Below are 16,396 nucleotides of genomic sequence, written 5' to 3'. Positions count from 1 at the left end.
ACGCACGGCCCAACCCCCCACGAAAGGCAGTGTGTTGACTGTGAGCACCCTTGTGCGATTCATGAAACGAACCCTCGCGATCGGCGCCGTCGCCCTCGCCGCCGTCAGCCTCCAGCCCGCCAGCGCCGGAGCCTCCACCGCGCCGGTCGTCGGCGGCACCCGCGCCGCCCAGGGAGAGTTCCCCTTCATGGTGCGCCTCTCCATGGGCTGCGGCGGCGCCCTCTACACCCAGCAGATCGTCCTCACCGCCGCCCACTGCGTGAACGGGTCCGGCAACAACACCTCCATCACCGCCACCGCCGGAGTCGTCGACCTCAACAGCTCCAGCGCCATCAAGGTCAAGTCCACCAAGGTCCTCCAGGCCCCCGGCTACAACGGCACCGGCAAGGACTGGGCCCTGATCAAGCTCGCCAAGCCCATCAACCTGCCCACCCTCAAGATCGCCGAGACCAAGCAGTACGACAACGGCACCTTCACCGTCGCCGGCTGGGGCGCCACCCGCGAGGGCGGCGCCCAGCAGCGCTACCTGCGCAAGGCCACCGTCCCCTTCGTCTCCGACGCCAGCTGCCAGGCCTCGTACGGCAGCTCCCTCGTCCCGGCCGAGGAAATCTGCGCCGGCTTCGACGAGGGCGGCGTCGACACCTGCCAGGGCGACTCCGGCGGCCCCATGTTCCGCCGCGACAGCGCGAACGCCTGGATCCAGGTCGGCATAGTCAGCTGGGGCGAAGGCTGCGCCCGGCCCGACTACCCCGGCGTCTACACCGAGGTCTCCACCTTCGCCGCCGCGATCAAGAGCGCCGCGGCAACCCTGTAGTACCGGAGCCCGTGCCCGTTCCGGTACCGGCACGGGCAGCACTCGCCCCTCGTCCTTCCGGCCGGGCCCGGACCGGCCGGAAGGACGAGGCCCCACCCCCCGCACGTACACATCGCCGACCCGCGTACCGCCCGATGGCCCCGTGTGCGGTCGCGGGCCCACGCCCGCACCGGCCCCATGGGAAGGAAACGGCAGCGGGCGACACCGGGGCGGGCGGCGCACTGCGGTCAGCGTGGTCATCGCGGCCGACCAGGACACGGGCAGGGCCCGGATTCCGGATGCCGGAGCCGACGGCCTCCACATCACCCGGCGCCCCTCCGGCCAGGACGGACCGCGCGTCGTCATCGTCATCGTCACCACCTTCGACCTCGACGAGGACGTCCACACGGCGCTCCACGGGCGGCAGCCGGCCTCCTCCTGAAGAGACGCCGGCCCGGCCGTACTGGTTGAAGCGGTACGGGGCCGCAGCCGTCGGCGACTCCCCCGTCCCGCCCGCTCGCACGGTCCGCCCGATGCGCGACATGGCCCCCGGACCCCGGTCGCCCGTCAGCGGCCCGTCCCGCCGTCAGCGGCCCGTCCCGCCGTCACCGGCCCGTCCCGCCGTCACCGGAACCCATCCCGTTCCCGGCATGGCCGGAACCCGCGCCCACGTGGCCGGTACCCGTCTCACTGACCGATTGCCCGAGGAACCACCCGCGTCCGCCACGTATTCTCGGGAACCATGAACAACAGCGACATCGACAACGGGACCGACAAGTACGTCGCCGCCGAACTCGCCCGCCTGCGGGACAGCATCGACAACATCGACGCGGCCGTGGTCCACATGCTCGCCGAGCGCTTCAAGTGCACCCAGCAGGTCGGCCACCTCAAGGCCCGGCACCAGCTGCCCCCGGCCGACCCCGGCCGCGAGGCCAGCCAGATCGCCCGGCTCCGCCAGCTCGCCGAGAACGCCAAGCTCGACCCAGCCTTCGCAGAGAAACTCCTCAACTTCATCATCGCCGAGGTCATCCGCCACCACGAGACGATCGCTGCGGGCGAAGAGTAGAACCCTGGGGCCCGGCGCCGCCGTCAGGCAGCATGGGCCCATGTCCGCACTGACGCGCAACGAAGCGCAGCTCCGAGCCCAGCTCCTCGACGTCCACCACTACACCGTCACCCTCGACCTCACCGGCGGCGACGACACCTTCGACTCCACCACCGTCATCCGGTTCACCGCCCGCACCGCCGGAGACACCTTCCTGGAGCTGAAACCGGACGAACTGCGCTCCGCGGCCCTCGACGGCCACCCCCTCGACCCGGCCACCCTCGACGGCAACCGCCTCCCCCTCACCGGCCTCACCGAGGGCCCCCACGAGCTGCGCCTCGACACGGCCATGCGCTACTCCCGCACCGGCGAAGGCCTGCACCGCTTCACCGACCCCGCGGACGGACAGACGTACGTCTACAGCCAGATGTTCATGGACGACGTCCAGCGCGTCTTCCCGGCCTTCGACCAGCCCGACCTCAAGGCCGTCTTCGAGTTCACCGTCACCGCCCCCGCCCACTGGACGGTCCTCGCCAACGGCGTCACCACCCGCACCGGCGACCGGGAGAGCGACGGCGCCGGCATCTGGCACTCCGCCCCCACCCCCGTCATCTCCACCTACCTCGCCGCCGTCGCCGCCGGCCCCTGGCACAGCGTGACCACCGAGCACGCCGGACTGCCCTTCGGCATCCACTGCCGCCAGTCCCTCGCCCCCCACATGGACGCCGACGCCGACGAAATCCTGTCCATCACCAAGGACTGTTTCGACCGCTACCAGCAGAAGTTCACCGAGCCCTACCCCTTCGACTCCTACGACCAGGCCTTCGTGCCCGAGTTCAACGCCGGAGCCATGGAGAACCCGGGCCTCGTCACCTTCCGCGACGAGTTCATCTACCGCTCCGCCGTCACCGACACCGAACGCCAGACCCGCGCCATGGTCATCGCCCACGAAATGGCCCACATGTGGTTCGGCGACCTCGTCACCCTCGCCTGGTTCGACGACATCTGGCTCAACGAGTCCTTCGCCGAATACATGGGCTACCAGACCCTCACCGAAGCCACCCGCTTCACCGGCACCTGGACCGAATTCGGCGTCACCCGCAAGGCATGGGGCTACGACGCCGACCAGCGCCCCTCCACCCACCCCGTCGCCCCCGGCCCCGACGACGTCCCCGACACCGCCTCCGCCCTCCTCAACTTCGACGGCATCTCCTACGCCAAGGGAGCCTCCGCCCTGCGCCAGCTCGTCGCCTGGCTCGGCGAGAAGGACTTCCTCGCCGGAATCAACACCCACTTCGCCCGCCACAAGTTCGCCAACGCCTCCCTCGCCGACTTCGTCGACTCCCTCGCCGCCCACACCGACCGCGACGTCCACGCCTGGGCCGAAATCTGGCTGCGCACCACCGGCATCGACACCCTCACCCCGCAGATCGAGGAGAGCACCGACGGCACCCCCGGCTGGACCCTCACCGTCGACCGCCACGGCAGCCGCCCCCACCGCATCGCCGCAGGCGTCTACGACCACGACCCCGTCAACGGGCACATCCTGGAACTGCGCGAGCTCCTCGACCTCGACGTCCCCTCCCACGAGGTCGTGTCTGTGAGCGGGCCGCGCCCCGCACTGCTCGTCCTCAACGACGCCGACCTCACCTACGCCAAGGTCCGGCTCGACGAGACCTCTGTCGAAACGGTCCTGCGCTGCCTCTCCGGCATCCCCGACCCGCTCACCCGCGCCGTCGTATGGAACTCCCTGCGGGACATGGTCCGCGACGGCGAACTCGACCCCGGCGACTACCTGGCCACCGCCACGGCGCACCTGCCCGAGGAACGCGACCTGGCCATCGTCCAGGGCGTCCTCACCTTCGCCCGCACCCAGATCGCCACCCGCTACGTCGCCCCCGAACAGCGCACCGCGGCGCTGGCCGCCCTCCACTCCATCGGCCGCGACCTGCTCCGGCGGACCGAGGACGGCTCGGACCCCGGACTGCGGCTGACCGCCGTACGCGCCCTCATCGACAGCGCCACCCAGCCCGACACCGTGGCCGCCTGGCTCGCCGACGACTCCGTCCCCGGCGGCCCCGAACTCGACCCCGAGCTGCGCTGGCGCATCCTCGCCCGGCTGGCCGTCCTCGGAGCCGTGGGAGAGACCGAGATCGACGCCGCGCTCGCCGCCGATCCCAGCGCCACCGGCGAGGAAGGCGCGGCCCGCTGCCGCGCCGCGCTCCCCACGCCGCAGGCCAAGGCCGCCGCCTGGGACCGGCTCTTCCACGACGACAGCCTGTCCAACTACCTCTTCAGCGCCACCGCGCAGGGGTTCTGGCAGCCCGAACAGGCCGATCTCGTACGGGAGTACGTGCCGCGGTTCTACCCGGACGCCGTCGCCCTCGCCGCCCGCCGCGGACCGGCCATCGGCGAGGCGATCGGGCGCTGGGCCTTCCCGGCGTACGCCGTGGACGAGGCCAACCTCAAGGCCGGCCACGCCTGCCTCGCCACCCCGGACATCCTCCCCCTCCTGCGCCGCAAGCTGATCGACCAGCTGGACGACCTGGCCCGAGCCCTACGCGTCCGCACGGCATAGCCGGACCCCTGCCGCGCCCCTGCCGCGCCCCTGCCGGGGGCTCGGCGGGCCAGGCCTCGGCTGCGCCGTGCCGGGGCCTGGCGGGCCGGCTGCGCCGCCGCCGGGTGCTCGGCAGGGGCGAGGCTCGGCTCCGCCGGCGCGGGACGGTGCTCGGCAGTCTCCTGGCCGGGCTTCGCGGGGCCGGTGCCGGGGTGGGGTGTCGGCCGGGACTGCATGATTTATGGCGCCCTGGGTCTTGCTTCGGTCCTTACGGGCCTGGCACGCGCCACACATCACGTTTTACGTCCCGGCCAACACCCCACCCCGTCCCCGTCCCAGTCCCGCCCCGCCGGCGTTCGGGTCCGGGCGGAGCCCCGGGAAACGGGGAAAGGACGGGGCGGGGAGAGGCGCTCCGCGCAGCGGCAACCACCAGGCCCCGCCAGGGAAACGGCTGGAAATCGACCCCGGACAAACCCCGGCGGTTACCCCATACGGGTCGGATCGTTGTACCGGCCGGGTGCCCACCACCCCGCCACGGACCAACGCCCCGGAGGACCCGGATGACCGCGCCGCCCGGTACACCGACCCCGCCGCCACCCCTCGCCGGCGGCCCCGGCGGCGCCGAAGCCATGCGGCCCCTCCTCGACACGGTCCTCGACGCACTGCACAGCGGAGCCCAGGCCCGCGGCGGGCCGCTGCCGGCCGGCGGGCCGGACGACCTCTCGGCCCGCGTCCAGGCCGCACTGGGCGACGTACTCCCCCCACACGGCACCGGCGACCACGAGGCACTCCGGACCCTCGTGCACACCCTCGCGGCCGGCGCCGCCGACCCCGCCGACCCCCTCTGCGCAGCCCACCTGCACTGCCCGCCCCTCGCCGTCGCGGCCGCCGCCGACCTCGCCGCCAGCGCCCTCAACCCCTCCCTCGACTCCTGGGACCAGGCACCGGCCGCCTCCGTGATCGAGGCCCTCCTCACCCGCGCCCTCGCCGCCGAGTTCTACGACACCCCCCACGCCGACGCCCTCATCACCACCGGCGGCACCGAAGCCAACCAACTGGCGCTCCTCCTCGCCCGCGAACGCCACGGACCCGGACTCACCGTCCTGCACGGCGAAAACGCCCACCACTCCGTCCCCCGCGCCGCCTGGCTCCTCGGCCTGCCCCCCGCCGTGGCCATCGCCACCCCCCACGGCACCCTCGACCCCGCCCGCCTCGCCGAAACCCTCGCCGCCACCCCCGGCCCCACCCTCGTCACCGCCACCGCCGGCACCACCGACGCCGGACTCATCGACCCCCTCCACCACATCGCCGACCTCTGCGACCGCTACGGCGCCGACCTCCACATCGACGCCGCGTACGGGGGACTCCTCGCCCTCAGCCCCCGCCACCGCCACCGCCTCGCCGGACTCTCACGAGCCGCGTCCCTCACCATCGACCTGCACAAACTCGGCTGGCAGCCCGTCGCCGCCGGACTCCTCGCCGTCCCCGACACCGCCCTCCTCGCCCCCCTCGCCCACCAGGCCGACTACCTCAACGCCACCGACGACACCGAAGCCGGCCTGCCCGACCTCCTCGGCCGCTCCCTGCGCACCACCCGGCGCCCCGACGCCCTCAAGATCGCCACCACCCTGCGCTCACTCGGCCGCGACGGCCTCATCCGCCTCATCGACCACACCTGCGAACTCGCCCACCACCTCGCCGCACTCCTCGACGCCCACCCCGGCTTCGAACTCCACGCCGCCCCCACCCTCACCACCGTGCTCTTCCGGCCCACCCACGCCGATGACACCCAGGTCGCCACCCTGCGCCGCACCCTCCTGCACGACGGCCGCGCCGTCCTCGGCCGCACCCACGCCGACGGCCGTCTGTGGCTCAAAGCCACCCTGCTCAACCCCCACACCACCACGGGGGACCTGGACACCCTCATCGCCCTCCTGGAAGGCAGCACCCACCGATGACCGCCCAGCTCGATGCCCCCCACGACCTCGTCGGAATCGGCATCGGCCCCTTCAACCTGTCCCTCGCGGCCCTCGCCCACGGCCTGCCGCACCAAGGGGCCGGCGAACTCGCCACCGCCTTCTACGACCAGCGCCGCGACTTCCGCTGGCACCCCGGACTCCTCCTCGACGGAGCCACCCTCCAAGTCCCCTTCCTCGCCGACCTGGTCACCCTCGCCGACCCGGCCAGCCCCTGGAGCTTCCTCAACTACCTCAAACACAAAGAACGGCTCTTCCCCTTCTACTTCGCCGAGCAGTTCCACATCCAACGCGCCGAATACGACGCCTACTGCCGCTGGGTCGCCGACCGCGTCCCCGGACTCCACTTCGGCCACCAAGTCGACGCCGTCCGCTGGAACCCCGAACGCGACCTCTTCGAAGTCGACTTCACCCAACTCGACACCGACGGCGAAGCCGAAGCCCTCGGCCGCACCTACACCCGCAACCTCGCCCTCGGCGTCGGCACCGCCCCCTACATCCCCGAACCCCTGCGACCCCTCGCCGAAGCACCCACCGTCCCCGTCATCCACTCCGCCGACTACCTCGACCACCGCCAGCGCATCCTCGGCGCCGAACACGTCACCGTCATCGGATCAGGCCAGTCCGGCGCCGAAGTCTTCCTCGACCTCCTCCGCGCCCGCCCCACCGGCCTCGAACGCCTCACCTGGCTCGCCCGCACCCCCTCCTTCGCCCCCATGGAGTACTCCAAGCTCGGGCTGGAACACTTCACCCCCGACTACACCCGCTACTTCCACGCCCTGCCCGAACCCGTCCGCGACCGCCTCGTCCCCTCCCAATGGCAACTCCACAAAGGCATCGACGCCGACACCATCGCCGCCATCCACGACGAGCTCTACCGGCGCACCCTCCACGGCGGCTGGCCCGACGCCGTCCTCACCCCCGGAGTCAGCGTCCGCACCGCCGGCCGCGTCGCCACCACCAAAGTGGAACTCCACCTCGAACACATCGAGCAGGGCACCCGCTCCCGCCTCACCACCGACGCCGTCATCCTCGCCACCGGCTACCGCGAACGCCCCCTCGGCCGCCTCCTCGCAGGCCTCGACCCTTACCTGCGCAAAGACTCCTCCGGCCGCCCCCGCATCGACGACCACTACCGGATGATCACCGACCCCGCCGTCACCGGCAGCATCTTCGTCCAGAACGGCGAACGCCACAGCCACGGCGTCGGAGCCCCCGACCTCGGCCTCGCCGCCTGGCGCAGCGCCGCCATCCTGAACACCCTCACCGGCAAGGACCCCTACCCCCAGCCCCTACGGACCGCCTTCACCACCTTCGGCCTCGAACAGCGGGAGCACACCCGCCCGCAACCCGCCGGCGAACTGCTCCCACTGGTCGAACATCCCTAGGGCGTGTCACATCGCGCAGACACCGGCGATCGCCGAGGTGTCCCAGTAGAAGGGGCGGACCTCGACGATCCGGGAGTCCTTGACCCTGATCGTCTGCAGGATCGGGAAGGCGAGCTCGCGGCCGGTGGCACGAGCGCGGGCACGGACCTGCGTGAGGACCACCGCAGTCTCACCCGTGGCGAGGAATTCCTGCTCCACCAGGTCGAACGATTCCCACACCCGGCTCATCGCGAGGAAGAAACGCTCCAAGCCGACGTGTCCACTCCAGACCCCGCCATAGGGCAGAGCGGCGGCCTGATGCAGTACGACGTCGGGAGCGAAGAAGGGGGCGAGCAGATCGAACGGGGCCTCGCCCGGGCCCCCGGCCGCCAGGTACTCCGCCTCCGCCGCATACATGGCGGTCAACACGGTTACGGAGTCGGTAATGGGTGAAATCGTCATGCCGCCAGTGTGATCAGCGGATACAGATCACGCTGGCGGCAATCCGACATAGAGGTGCCCTTGCAGCCCTTGCAGCCGGCACCCACACAACAGGCCTCAGAAGACCGGCACCCCGGCCCGCGTCAGACGCCAGTCCACCGAAGCGAACTGCGCCGGATCCACCGTCCCCTTCGCCTTCACCCATTGGATGATCGTGTTACGGATCTCGTCCGAATTCGCCCACAACTGCCTGGCCTGCGGAACATGCGGGAAGTTCCCGCCACCCGAGGCCCGGTAGTTGTTCACCGCCAGCACGAACTGCCCCGCCGGATCCACCGGCTTCCCCTGGAACGACAGCCCCGTGATCCGCGAACCCACCGGCTGCGCGATGTCGATGTCGTACGCCAGCCCGTACACGGCGTCGTAGTTGTAGTCCGGCGTGCCCTCCGAATTGGTCAGCTTCGCCGGATCCACCACATCACCCGGTGCCGTCCGCACGTAGTACCGCGCCGAGTACTCCAGATAGTCCTTCAGCTGCGCACCGGTGAGCAGCCGCGCCTCCATGGTGTTCTCGAACGGGTACAAGCCCGCGGCATCCTTGATCGTCACCTGCCCCGCCGGGATCGACGCCGTCCGCGAGAAACACGACGCCTGCGACAGCACCGGCAGCGCCGCCCACTGCGTCCCGGCCAGCGCAGCCTTCACCGTCTCCGCCTGGACATGACTGATCAGGTCGATGATCGCCACGTCCTTGAACGGCCCCTCCGCCGACGACATCGCCTGCGTCGACGTGCCGATCACCTGGTTCACGTACGCCACGACCTTGCGGTGCTCGTCCGACAGCAACCCGGTGATCTTCGGGTCCTCCACGGCCGTGTTCGAGTTCAGCACCCGCGCCGCGACCTTCGCCACCGACCAGCGGCCCTTCGCCCACGTCAGCTCGAAATCGAACAACGTCAGACGCTGCCCCCACTTCAACGGCTCCGACAGCACCACGTCCTTGCCGGTCGCCTTGTTCTTCACCCGGTACTCGGGAATCTCCGTGTGCGCGTGCCCCACCAGGATCGCGTCGATCCCCGGCACCTGCTCCGCCACCAGAGCCGCCGCGTTCTCCACGTACGGCAACTGGTCCCCGTAGGACGACGTCCCGCTCGACCCCGAATGTGCGGACACGATGACCACGTCGGCGCCCATCGAACGCAGCTTCGGCACGTACTTCGCCGCCTGCTCCTCCAGCCCCGGGAACGTCATCTTCCCCTGCACATTGGCCTTGTCCCAGAGCGCGATCCCCGGATTCGTCAGCCCCAGCACCGCCACCCTCACATCCGGCCCGTGCGGAGTCCGCAGCCGGTGCATGCTGTACGGCGGGAACGCCGGCCGCAACGTCTTCGCGTCCAGCGCGTTCGCACCCAGCAGCGGAAAATCACACTGCTCCTCGAACTTGCGCAGCACCGGAATGCCGTAGTTGAACTCGTGGTTCCCCAGCGCCGCCGCGTCGTAGCCGATCGCGTTCATCGCCTGCGCCATCGGGTGCACCGGACCCCGCCGCGCGGTGATCGGATCCACCTTCGCGTAGTAGTACGAAAGCTGCGTGCCCTGGATCGTGTCACCCGCGTCGATCAGCAGCGTGTTGCACCGCCCCTTCTCCGCACGCACCTCGTTCACCAGAGTCGAGATCTTCGCCAGACCGACGTCGTTGTGCGCCTTGTCGTCGAACTCCTTGTCCGTGAAGTAGTCCCAGTTGAAGACATTCCCGTGCAAGTCGGTCGTGCCCATCACCGTGAACGCGTACGTACGCGCACCCGCGTGTGCGGCCGCCGGGGTGCTCGTGGCCCCCGCCAACGCTACGGCCGCACCTGTCGCGGCCGTCGTTCCCAGAAAAGTCCTGCGGTCGAACGCCATGCCATCTCCCCTTTTGAGGCGTGAACAACGCGCGTAGATTCTGACCCACGAGTAACAAGCCGCAACACCCCCACCAGGTTTCGATCCGATGACCGCACCCGTACGAGCGACAGTGCAAGAGTGAAACCATGACTCAGGACGCATCGCACCAGCCCTACGGAACCCCCGAAGTACCCCGCGTCGCCGTCCGCGGCGAAGCCCGCATCGAAGTCGACCCCGAAATCGCCCGCATCGGCATCACCGTCAGCGCCCGCGGCACCGACCGGCGAACCGCCCTCGAAGACCTCACCCGCCGCAACAACGCCGTCCTCGACCTCATCAAGAGCTACGGCGACCCCGTCGAAAAACTCGAAACCGGCGCCTTCTCCATCAGCCCCGAACTCACCCGCCACGGCCGCGGCGAACGCATCCGCGCCTACCACGGGCGCGTGCACCTCACCGCCGAACTCAACGACTTCACCGCCCTCGGCGAACTCACCACCCGCCTCGCCGACCTCGAACTCACCCAGATCGACGGCCCCTGGTGGGCCCTGCGCCCCACCTCACCCGCCCACGGCCAGGCCCGCCGCCAAGCCGTACTCGAAGCCGTCCAGCGCGCCCGCGAATACGCCGAAGCCCTCGGCGCCCACCTCGCCGCCCTCGTCGAACTCGCCGACCTCGGCGCCGAGAACGCCGCACCCTTCCAAGGCGCCCCCGGCGCCACCATGCGCACCATGGCCTTCAGCGGCTCCGAAGAAGCCGGCGCCCCGCCCCTCGACCTCGAACCGCAGCGGCAGACCATCTACGCCCAGGTGAACGCACGCTTCACGATGACCCCGCCCCAGCTCTGAAAAAGCCCTGAAAGCCCACCATCAGACGCTCCGGGGGTGCTCATCAGAGCACCCCCATGCACATTCAACAGTTGTCAACAACCTTTTGCTCAAAGGTTGTTGAGTGGACACCAGGAACCAATTTCCTACTGCCTGGTAGGGGAATACGCTCGACCCATGCGCCGAGCGAAAATCGTATGTACCCTGGGCCCCGCCACCGACTCATACGACCAGATCAAAGCCCTGGTCGAAGCCGGAATGGACATCGCCCGCCTCAATCTCAGCCACGGCACCTACGCCGAACACGAAGAGCGCTACCAGCGCGTACGCAAGGCCTCCGACGAAACCGGCCGCAGCGTCGGCATCCTCGCCGACCTTCAAGGCCCGAAGATCCGCCTCGGCCGATTCCACGAAGGCCCCGTACTCCTTGAACGCGGCGACGAGTTCACCATCACCGTCGAAGACCACGAAGGCGACCGCCACACCTGCGGCACCACCTACAAAGGACTCGCCACCGACGTCACCACCGGCGAACGCATCCTCGTCGACGACGGCCGCGTCACCCTCGAAGTCACCGCAGTCGACGGCCCCCGCGTCCACACCACCGTCATCGAAGGCGGCATGGTCTCCGACCACAAAGGCCTCAACCTCCCCGGCGTCGCCGTCTCCGTCCCCGCCCTCTCCGACAAGGACATCGAAGACCTCCGCTGGGCCCTGCGCACCGGCGCCGACGTCATCGCCCTCTCCTTCGTCCGCAGCGGCCACGACATCGAAGACGTCCACCGCATCATGGACGAAGAAGGCCGACGCCTCCCCGTCATCGCCAAGATCGAAAAGCCCCAGGCCGTCGACAACATCGACGACATCGTCGCCGCCTTCGACGGCATCATGGTCGCCCGCGGCGACCTCGGCGTCGAAATGCCCCTCGAACAAGTCCCCATCGTCCAGAAGCGCGCCGTCAAACTCGCCAAGCGCAACGCCAAACCCGTCATCGTCGCCACCCAAATGCTCGACTCGATGATCGACAACTCCCGGCCCACCCGCGCCGAAGCCTCCGACGTCGCCAACGCCATCATCGACGGCACCGACGCCGTCATGCTTTCGGGCGAAACCAGCGTCGGCAAATACCCCGTCGAAACCGTCCGCACCATGTCACGCATCGTCGAAGCCGCCGAAGAAGACATCCTCGCCAAGGGCCTCCCACCCCTCACCGACCGCAACAAACCCCGCACCCAAGGCGGAGCCGTCGCCCGCGCCGCCGCCGAAATGGGCGACTTCCTCGACGCGAAATTCCTCGTCGCCTTCACCCAGAGCGGAGACACCGTCCGCCGGCTTTCCCGCTACCGCTCACCCATCCCCCTCCTCGCCTTCACCCCCGACCCCGCCACCCGCTCCCAGCTCAACCTCACCTGGGGCGTCGAAACCTTCCTCGGCCCCCACGTCGACTCCACCGACGCCATGGTCGCCCAGGTCGAAGAAGAACTCCTGCGCATCGGCCGCTGCATCCCCGGCGACGTCGTCGTCATCACCGCCGGCTCACCCCCCGGCGTCACCGGCTCCACCAACCTCGTCCGCATCCACCACATCGGCGACGCCGTCCGCTGACCGCCGCCGCACACCGCCTCACGTATGAGACGCACCGCGTCGGGCAGTACCAGCAGGCCCCCCACCCGAACCCGGGGAGCGCCCGCCCGACGCGGTCAGCCGCACCCCCGCCCCGGCTCCGATGGACTACCAGCCGAACCGCCGGTCGACGACAGCCGCGAACTCCTCGAACGAGAGAACCTCGTCACCGTTCGCGTCCGCCGCATCGAACAACGCCGACGACGCATCCACATCCCCCACAGCCCAGAGAGGCAGATCCCCCCGGGCGGCGAGCGTCGGCCCCTTCGACCGCAGAGCCGTGATCACCTCGACGCGGGTCAGCTGCCCGTCCTCGTTCAGATCCAGCGCGTCGAACAGCTTGCGGGCCTTCTCGCTCATCACACAGTCCCCTTCATCGCATGCCTTGACCTCGACCCGACTCTAGGTCCCACGGTGGCGCGTCAGTACTTCGGCCCGATGTGGGCGTCCATGAGCACCACGGAGCCCTTCCGGGCGATGGAGACGTTGAAGGGATCGCTGCCCCGGGCCAGGGCGGTCCACTGGACGCCGACCTTGGTGAGCGTGTCGGTACAGAGCCTCCGGATGTCGTCCGACTTGTTGGTGAAGAAGTACCGGGGGTACTCGTACCGCTTGCGCACCCCGCCGACCATCCGCGTGGTCCAGTTGGTGATCCGGCACCCGTCCGAGTGGATCAGCCCCCGGATGAACTCCCAAGGGTGGGCGTCGACGATCTCTTGCTGCCAGCCCTCCAGGACGATCCGCCGGTCGTGCTTCTTGCCGGGCCCGTGCTGCGGGAACAGACAGGTCCAGTGCCGCCCGTAGCTGGTGACGGCGACGCAGCCCTGCCGCTGGAGCAAGTAGACCTTGTCGTCGGGTCGCACGGCTCTGATTGCCGCCCGGCACTGCTCGATGAGGCCGGGCCATGCGTCGGCGCACGCAATCCGAAGGTGGTGCCCTCCGCGGGGGTGGGGGCTGATGCAGCCGTCGCCGAGATACAGGCCCAGGAGGTAGGCGTACGAGGCCTTGTCGGTGGGTCTTGCGCAGGGAATGGCTTGAGTGCGCAGGCGAGGAAGGGGCTCCAGCCGGGACTGCCAGGCTCGGATCGCGGCCCGGGATATCCCGGTTTCCTTGCTGACAGAATTCATGCTGCGCCCGCCGGCCAGCAGGTCCAAGGTGCGCACGCGGGTAGCGATGTCGTACATGTGGTCGACGCTTCCGCCTGAAATTCACGCAGTCGGAGCATTTCGCGTGCGCTTCGCCGAAAAGAGTGATGGTCATGCGAAGATCGCGTGACCATGGAATCAAAGCAAAGTGCCCCAGGTGGGATTCGAACCCACACTGTCCGCTGTTTGAGAGCGGCCTCTCTGACCAGTTGGAGTACTGGGGCCTAAGAAACGAAGGCTCGGGGGAGCCCTACGCGAGACCACCTTACCGTAGCTAGGTAGGCTCAGGGGAGCTTGTTATGCCCCGTATAGAGGAGCCTCCGTGACCGCCGAGCACGAGTCGACGCCCACGCCCGACGCCGACCAGTCGCACGTTCCGCCGCTGACGACGCGCGTCGTCATCGCCGAGGACGAGGCGCTCATCCGTCTCGACCTGAAAGAGATGCTGGAGGAGGAGGGCTACGCCGTGGTCGGTGAGGCCGGGGACGGCCAGACGGCCGTCGAGCTGGCCCGCGAGCACCGCCCGGACCTCGTGATCCTCGACGTGAAGATGCCCGTCCTGGACGGGATCTCCGCCGCCGAGAAGATCGCGGAGGAGTCCATCGCCCCCGTGCTGATGCTGACCGCGTTCTCGCAGCGCGACCTCGTGGAGCGCGCCCGCGACGCCGGGGCCATGGCGTACCTCGTGAAGCCGTTCAGCAAGAGCGACGTCGTGCCGGCCATCGAGATGGCCGTGTCCCGCTTCGCCGAGCTGAAGGCGCTGGAGAAGGAGGTCGCCGACCTCTCGCTCCGGCTGGAGACCCGCAAGCTCGTCGACCGGGCCAAGAGCATCCTGCAGACCCAGTACGGGCTCACCGAGCCCGCGGCCTTCCGGTGGATCCAGAAGACGTCCATGGACCGTCGTATGTCCATGCAGCAGGTTGCGGAGGCGGTCATCGAGGACGCCGAGGAGAAGAAGCAGAGCGCCGGCCAGTAGGCGCGGACAGGCGTGAGGCCCGCCTCCCCCCGAGGGGAGGCGGGCCTCACGGTTTGTGGGCGGGGTCAGTCCTCGCCGAGGTAGGCCTTGCGGACGTCCTCGTTGACGAGGAGTTCGCGGCCGGGGCCCGACAGGACGACCTTGCCGATCTCCATGACGTGACCCTGGTCGGCCAGCGACAGCGCGGCCTGGGCGTTCTGCTCGACGAGCAGGATCGTGGTGCCGGACGCCTTGAGCTCGGCGATCGTCGCCATGATCTTCTGCATCATGATCGGCGAGAGGCCCATGGAGGGCTCGTCGAGCATGAGGAGCTTCGGCCGGGACATGAGCGCGCGTCCCATGGCCAGCATCTGCTGCTCGCCGCCCGAGAGGGTGCCGGCGGCCTGCTTGCGGCGCTCTCCCAGGATGGGGAAGAGGTCGTAGGCGCGCTGGACGTCCTTCTGGATGCCGTCCTTGTCGCTGCGGAGGAAGGCACCGAGGAGGAGGTTGTCCTCGATCGTCATGCGCGGGAAGATGTGCCGCCCCTCGGGGGAGTGGGCGAGCCCGAGCGAGACGATGTTGTGCGCGGGGACCTTCTTCAGCGACTTGCCCTGGAACTTGATCTGGCCGCCGCGCGGTTTGATCAGGCCGGAGAGGGTGCGCAGGGTCGTGGTCTTGCCGGCGCCGTTGGTGCCGATGAGGGTGACGATCTCGCCCTCGTCGACGCTGAAGGAGATGCCTTTGACGGCTTCGATCTTGCCGTAGGCGACGCGGAGGTCCTCGACCTCGAGGAGGGCGGTCACTTGGCTTCTCCGTCCGTGCTGGTGGTGCTGTGCGCTTCGGCGGCTTCGGCCTCCGCGGCTTCGGCCTCGGCGGCTTCGGCTTCGGCGGCGTCGGCCTCCGCGGCTTCGGCGGCGTCGGCCTCCGCGGCGTCTTCCGCGACTGCCTCTGCGGCCTCTGCCTCCGCGGCTTCGACCTCGGCGACTTCGTCGGCGCCGGGGGCGCCCTCGAAGGGTTCGCCGAGGTAGGCGGCGATGACGCGCTCGTCGCCCTGGACCTCGGCAGCGGTGCCTTCGATGAGCTTTTCGCCCTGGACGAGGCAGGCGACGCGGTCGCAGAGGTTGAAGATGAAGCGCATGTCGTGCTCGATGACGAGGACGGCGATGCCCTTGTCCCGGATGGCGAAGATGAGCTCTTCGGTGGTCCGGGTTTCCTGCGGGTTCATGCCGGCGGTGGGCTCGTCCAGGAGGATGAGGCCGGGGTCGCTGGCCAGCGCGCGGGCGATTTCGAGCTTGCGCTGTTCGCCGTAGGGGAGGTTGCGGGCGAGGTGTTCGGCCTTGTGGTCGAGGCCGATGAACTCGAGGAGTTCCATGGCCTTTTCGCGGCTCGCGTTTTCTTCCCGGCCGAAGCTGGGGAGGCGCAGGAGGGCGGACCAGAGGCCTTCCTTGGTGCGGGTGTGGCGGCCTACGAGGACGTTTTCCAGGACCGTCATGTTGTTGAAGAGACGGATGTTCTGGAAGGTGCGGGCGATGCCGGCGGCGGTGACCTTGTAGGACTTGGGGGGCAGGACCGTGCCCTTGTACCGGACTTCGCCCTCGGTGGGGATGTAGAGGCCGGTCAGGCAGTTGAAGAAGGTGGTCTTGCCGGCGCCGTTGGGGCCGATGAGGCCGACGATCTCGCCGCTGCGCACGGTCAGGTCGACGTTCTTGACGGCGGTGAGGCCGCCGAAGCGCATCGTGACGCCGCGGGCGTCCAGGACCGTCTCGGTCGTGGTGGTGGTCAT

15 protein-coding genes and 1 tRNA gene are annotated in these 16,396 nt (G+C 69.5%); 9 read left to right on the top strand and 7 right to left on the bottom strand.

Annotation, left to right across the window (positions count from 1 at the left end; genetic code table 11):
• Positions 1-61 precede the first annotated feature (61 nt).
• From AB0D48_RS03110 to AB0D48_RS03085, 6 genes are all read left to right on the top strand, one after another.
• A complete protein-coding gene (locus tag AB0D48_RS03110) occupies positions 62-814 on the top strand; it encodes a serine protease (RefSeq protein ID WP_362390148.1) in 753 nt (250 codons plus the stop codon).
• A 232-nt stretch (positions 815-1,046) separates the two neighbouring features.
• Positions 1,047-1,235, top strand: coding sequence for a hypothetical protein (locus AB0D48_RS03105; RefSeq protein ID WP_362390146.1), 189 nt, complete (start codon positions 1,047-1,049; stop codon positions 1,233-1,235).
• A gap of 300 nt (positions 1,236-1,535) precedes the next feature.
• Entirely contained in the window at positions 1,536-1,859 is a 324-nt protein-coding gene (locus tag AB0D48_RS03100) for a chorismate mutase (RefSeq protein ID WP_362390144.1), read from the top strand.
• A 40-nt stretch (positions 1,860-1,899) separates the two neighbouring features.
• Positions 1,900-4,416, top strand: coding sequence for an aminopeptidase N (pepN, locus tag AB0D48_RS03095; RefSeq protein ID WP_362390142.1), 2,517 nt, complete (start codon positions 1,900-1,902; stop codon positions 4,414-4,416).
• Positions 4,417-4,955: 539 nt separating this feature from the next.
• Complete coding sequence (locus AB0D48_RS03090; protein WP_362390140.1) at positions 4,956-6,353, top strand: aminotransferase class V-fold PLP-dependent enzyme; 1,398 nt, start codon at positions 4,956-4,958, stop codon at positions 6,351-6,353.
• Positions 6,350-7,759 carry a SidA/IucD/PvdA family monooxygenase gene (locus AB0D48_RS03085; RefSeq protein WP_362390138.1) on the top strand — a complete coding sequence of 470 codons (1,410 nt, stop codon included), beginning with the start codon at positions 6,350-6,352 and terminating at the stop codon, positions 7,757-7,759. The genes AB0D48_RS03090 and AB0D48_RS03085 overlap by 4 nt, the downstream gene beginning before the upstream one ends.
• A 6-nt stretch (positions 7,760-7,765) precedes the next feature.
• Here the strand turns inward: AB0D48_RS03085 and AB0D48_RS03080 are convergent, their stop codons facing one another.
• Together AB0D48_RS03080 and AB0D48_RS03075 are read right to left on the bottom strand one after the other, a co-directional pair.
• Positions 7,766-8,200 carry a nuclear transport factor 2 family protein gene (locus tag AB0D48_RS03080; protein ID WP_362390136.1) on the bottom strand — a complete coding sequence of 145 codons (435 nt, stop codon included), beginning with the start codon at positions 8,198-8,200 and terminating at the stop codon, positions 7,766-7,768.
• Between the two features lie 96 nt (positions 8,201-8,296).
• A complete protein-coding gene (locus AB0D48_RS03075) occupies positions 8,297-10,081 on the bottom strand; it encodes a 5'-nucleotidase C-terminal domain-containing protein (RefSeq protein ID WP_362390134.1) in 1,785 nt (594 codons plus the stop codon).
• Positions 10,082-10,209: 128 nt separating this feature from the next.
• Here AB0D48_RS03075 and AB0D48_RS03070 point away from each other — a divergent pair, with 128 nt between their 5' ends.
• Entirely contained in the window at positions 10,210-10,911 is a 702-nt protein-coding gene (locus AB0D48_RS03070; protein WP_362390132.1) for an SIMPL domain-containing protein, read from the top strand.
• Positions 10,912-11,067: 156 nt separating this feature from the next.
• On the top strand, positions 11,068-12,495 hold the full coding sequence (gene pyk, locus AB0D48_RS03065) for a pyruvate kinase (protein ID WP_362390130.1): 1,428 nt from the start codon (positions 11,068-11,070) through the stop codon (positions 12,493-12,495).
• Positions 12,496-12,621: 126 nt separating this feature from the next.
• Here pyk and AB0D48_RS03060 read toward each other — a convergent pair whose 3' ends face one another.
• The 3 genes from AB0D48_RS03060 to AB0D48_RS03050 form a co-directional block, all read right to left on the bottom strand.
• Entirely contained in the window at positions 12,622-12,873 is a 252-nt protein-coding gene (locus AB0D48_RS03060; RefSeq protein WP_362390128.1) for an EF-hand domain-containing protein, read from the bottom strand.
• A 62-nt stretch (positions 12,874-12,935) separates the two neighbouring features.
• Positions 12,936-13,697, bottom strand: a complete 762-nt coding sequence (locus tag AB0D48_RS03055; RefSeq protein ID WP_362390126.1) for a transcriptional regulator — start codon at positions 13,695-13,697, stop codon at positions 12,936-12,938.
• A gap of 110 nt (positions 13,698-13,807) precedes the next feature.
• Positions 13,808-13,882 (bottom strand) — tRNA-Leu (locus tag AB0D48_RS03050).
• Positions 13,883-13,980: 98 nt separating this feature from the next.
• On the opposite strand from AB0D48_RS03050, the gene AB0D48_RS03045 reads away from it, so the two are divergent.
• Positions 13,981-14,634, top strand: coding sequence for a response regulator (locus AB0D48_RS03045; protein ID WP_362390124.1), 654 nt, complete (start codon positions 13,981-13,983; stop codon positions 14,632-14,634).
• A 65-nt stretch (positions 14,635-14,699) separates the two neighbouring features.
• On the opposite strand, the gene AB0D48_RS03040 is transcribed toward AB0D48_RS03045, so the two are convergent.
• Entirely contained in the window at positions 14,700-15,416 is a 717-nt protein-coding gene (locus AB0D48_RS03040; protein WP_362390122.1) for an ABC transporter ATP-binding protein, read from the bottom strand.
• Positions 15,413-16,396, bottom strand: coding sequence for an ABC transporter ATP-binding protein (locus AB0D48_RS03035; protein WP_362390120.1), 984 nt, complete (start codon positions 16,394-16,396; stop codon positions 15,413-15,415). Before AB0D48_RS03035 ends, AB0D48_RS03040 begins: the two co-directional genes overlap by 4 nt.

This window comes from Streptomyces sp. NPDC048269, from assembly GCF_040652395.1.
Taxonomy (GTDB): Bacteria; Actinomycetota; Actinomycetes; order Streptomycetales; family Streptomycetaceae; genus Streptomyces.
Note: the sequence above shows the minus strand (reverse complement) of the source record. Positions and strands in the feature narration are given on the sequence as shown.

Coding starts and splice junctions, on each gene's coding strand:
- AB0D48_RS03110 (WP_362390148.1), top strand. CDS start 62: ATGAAACGAACCCTCGCGATCGGCGCCGTCGCCCTCGCCGCCGTCAGC.
- AB0D48_RS03100 (WP_362390144.1), top strand. CDS start 1,536: ATGAACAACAGCGACATCGACAACGGGACCGACAAGTACGTCGCCGCC.
- pepN (WP_362390142.1), top strand. CDS start 1,900: ATGTCCGCACTGACGCGCAACGAAGCGCAGCTCCGAGCCCAGCTCCTC.
- AB0D48_RS03090 (WP_362390140.1), top strand. CDS start 4,956: ATGACCGCGCCGCCCGGTACACCGACCCCGCCGCCACCCCTCGCCGGC.
- AB0D48_RS03085 (WP_362390138.1), top strand. CDS start 6,350: ATGACCGCCCAGCTCGATGCCCCCCACGACCTCGTCGGAATCGGCATC.
- AB0D48_RS03080 (WP_362390136.1), bottom strand. CDS start 8,200: ATGACGATTTCACCCATTACCGACTCCGTAACCGTGTTGACCGCCATG.
- AB0D48_RS03075 (WP_362390134.1), bottom strand. CDS start 10,081: ATGGCGTTCGACCGCAGGACTTTTCTGGGAACGACGGCCGCGACAGGT.
- AB0D48_RS03070 (WP_362390132.1), top strand. CDS start 10,210: ATGACTCAGGACGCATCGCACCAGCCCTACGGAACCCCCGAAGTACCC.
- pyk (WP_362390130.1), top strand. CDS start 11,068: ATGCGCCGAGCGAAAATCGTATGTACCCTGGGCCCCGCCACCGACTCA.
- AB0D48_RS03060 (WP_362390128.1), bottom strand. CDS start 12,873: ATGAGCGAGAAGGCCCGCAAGCTGTTCGACGCGCTGGATCTGAACGAG.
- AB0D48_RS03055 (WP_362390126.1), bottom strand. CDS start 13,697: ATGTACGACATCGCTACCCGCGTGCGCACCTTGGACCTGCTGGCCGGC.
- AB0D48_RS03035 (WP_362390120.1), bottom strand. CDS start 16,396: ATGACCACCACCACGACCGAGACGGTCCTGGACGCCCGCGGCGTCACG.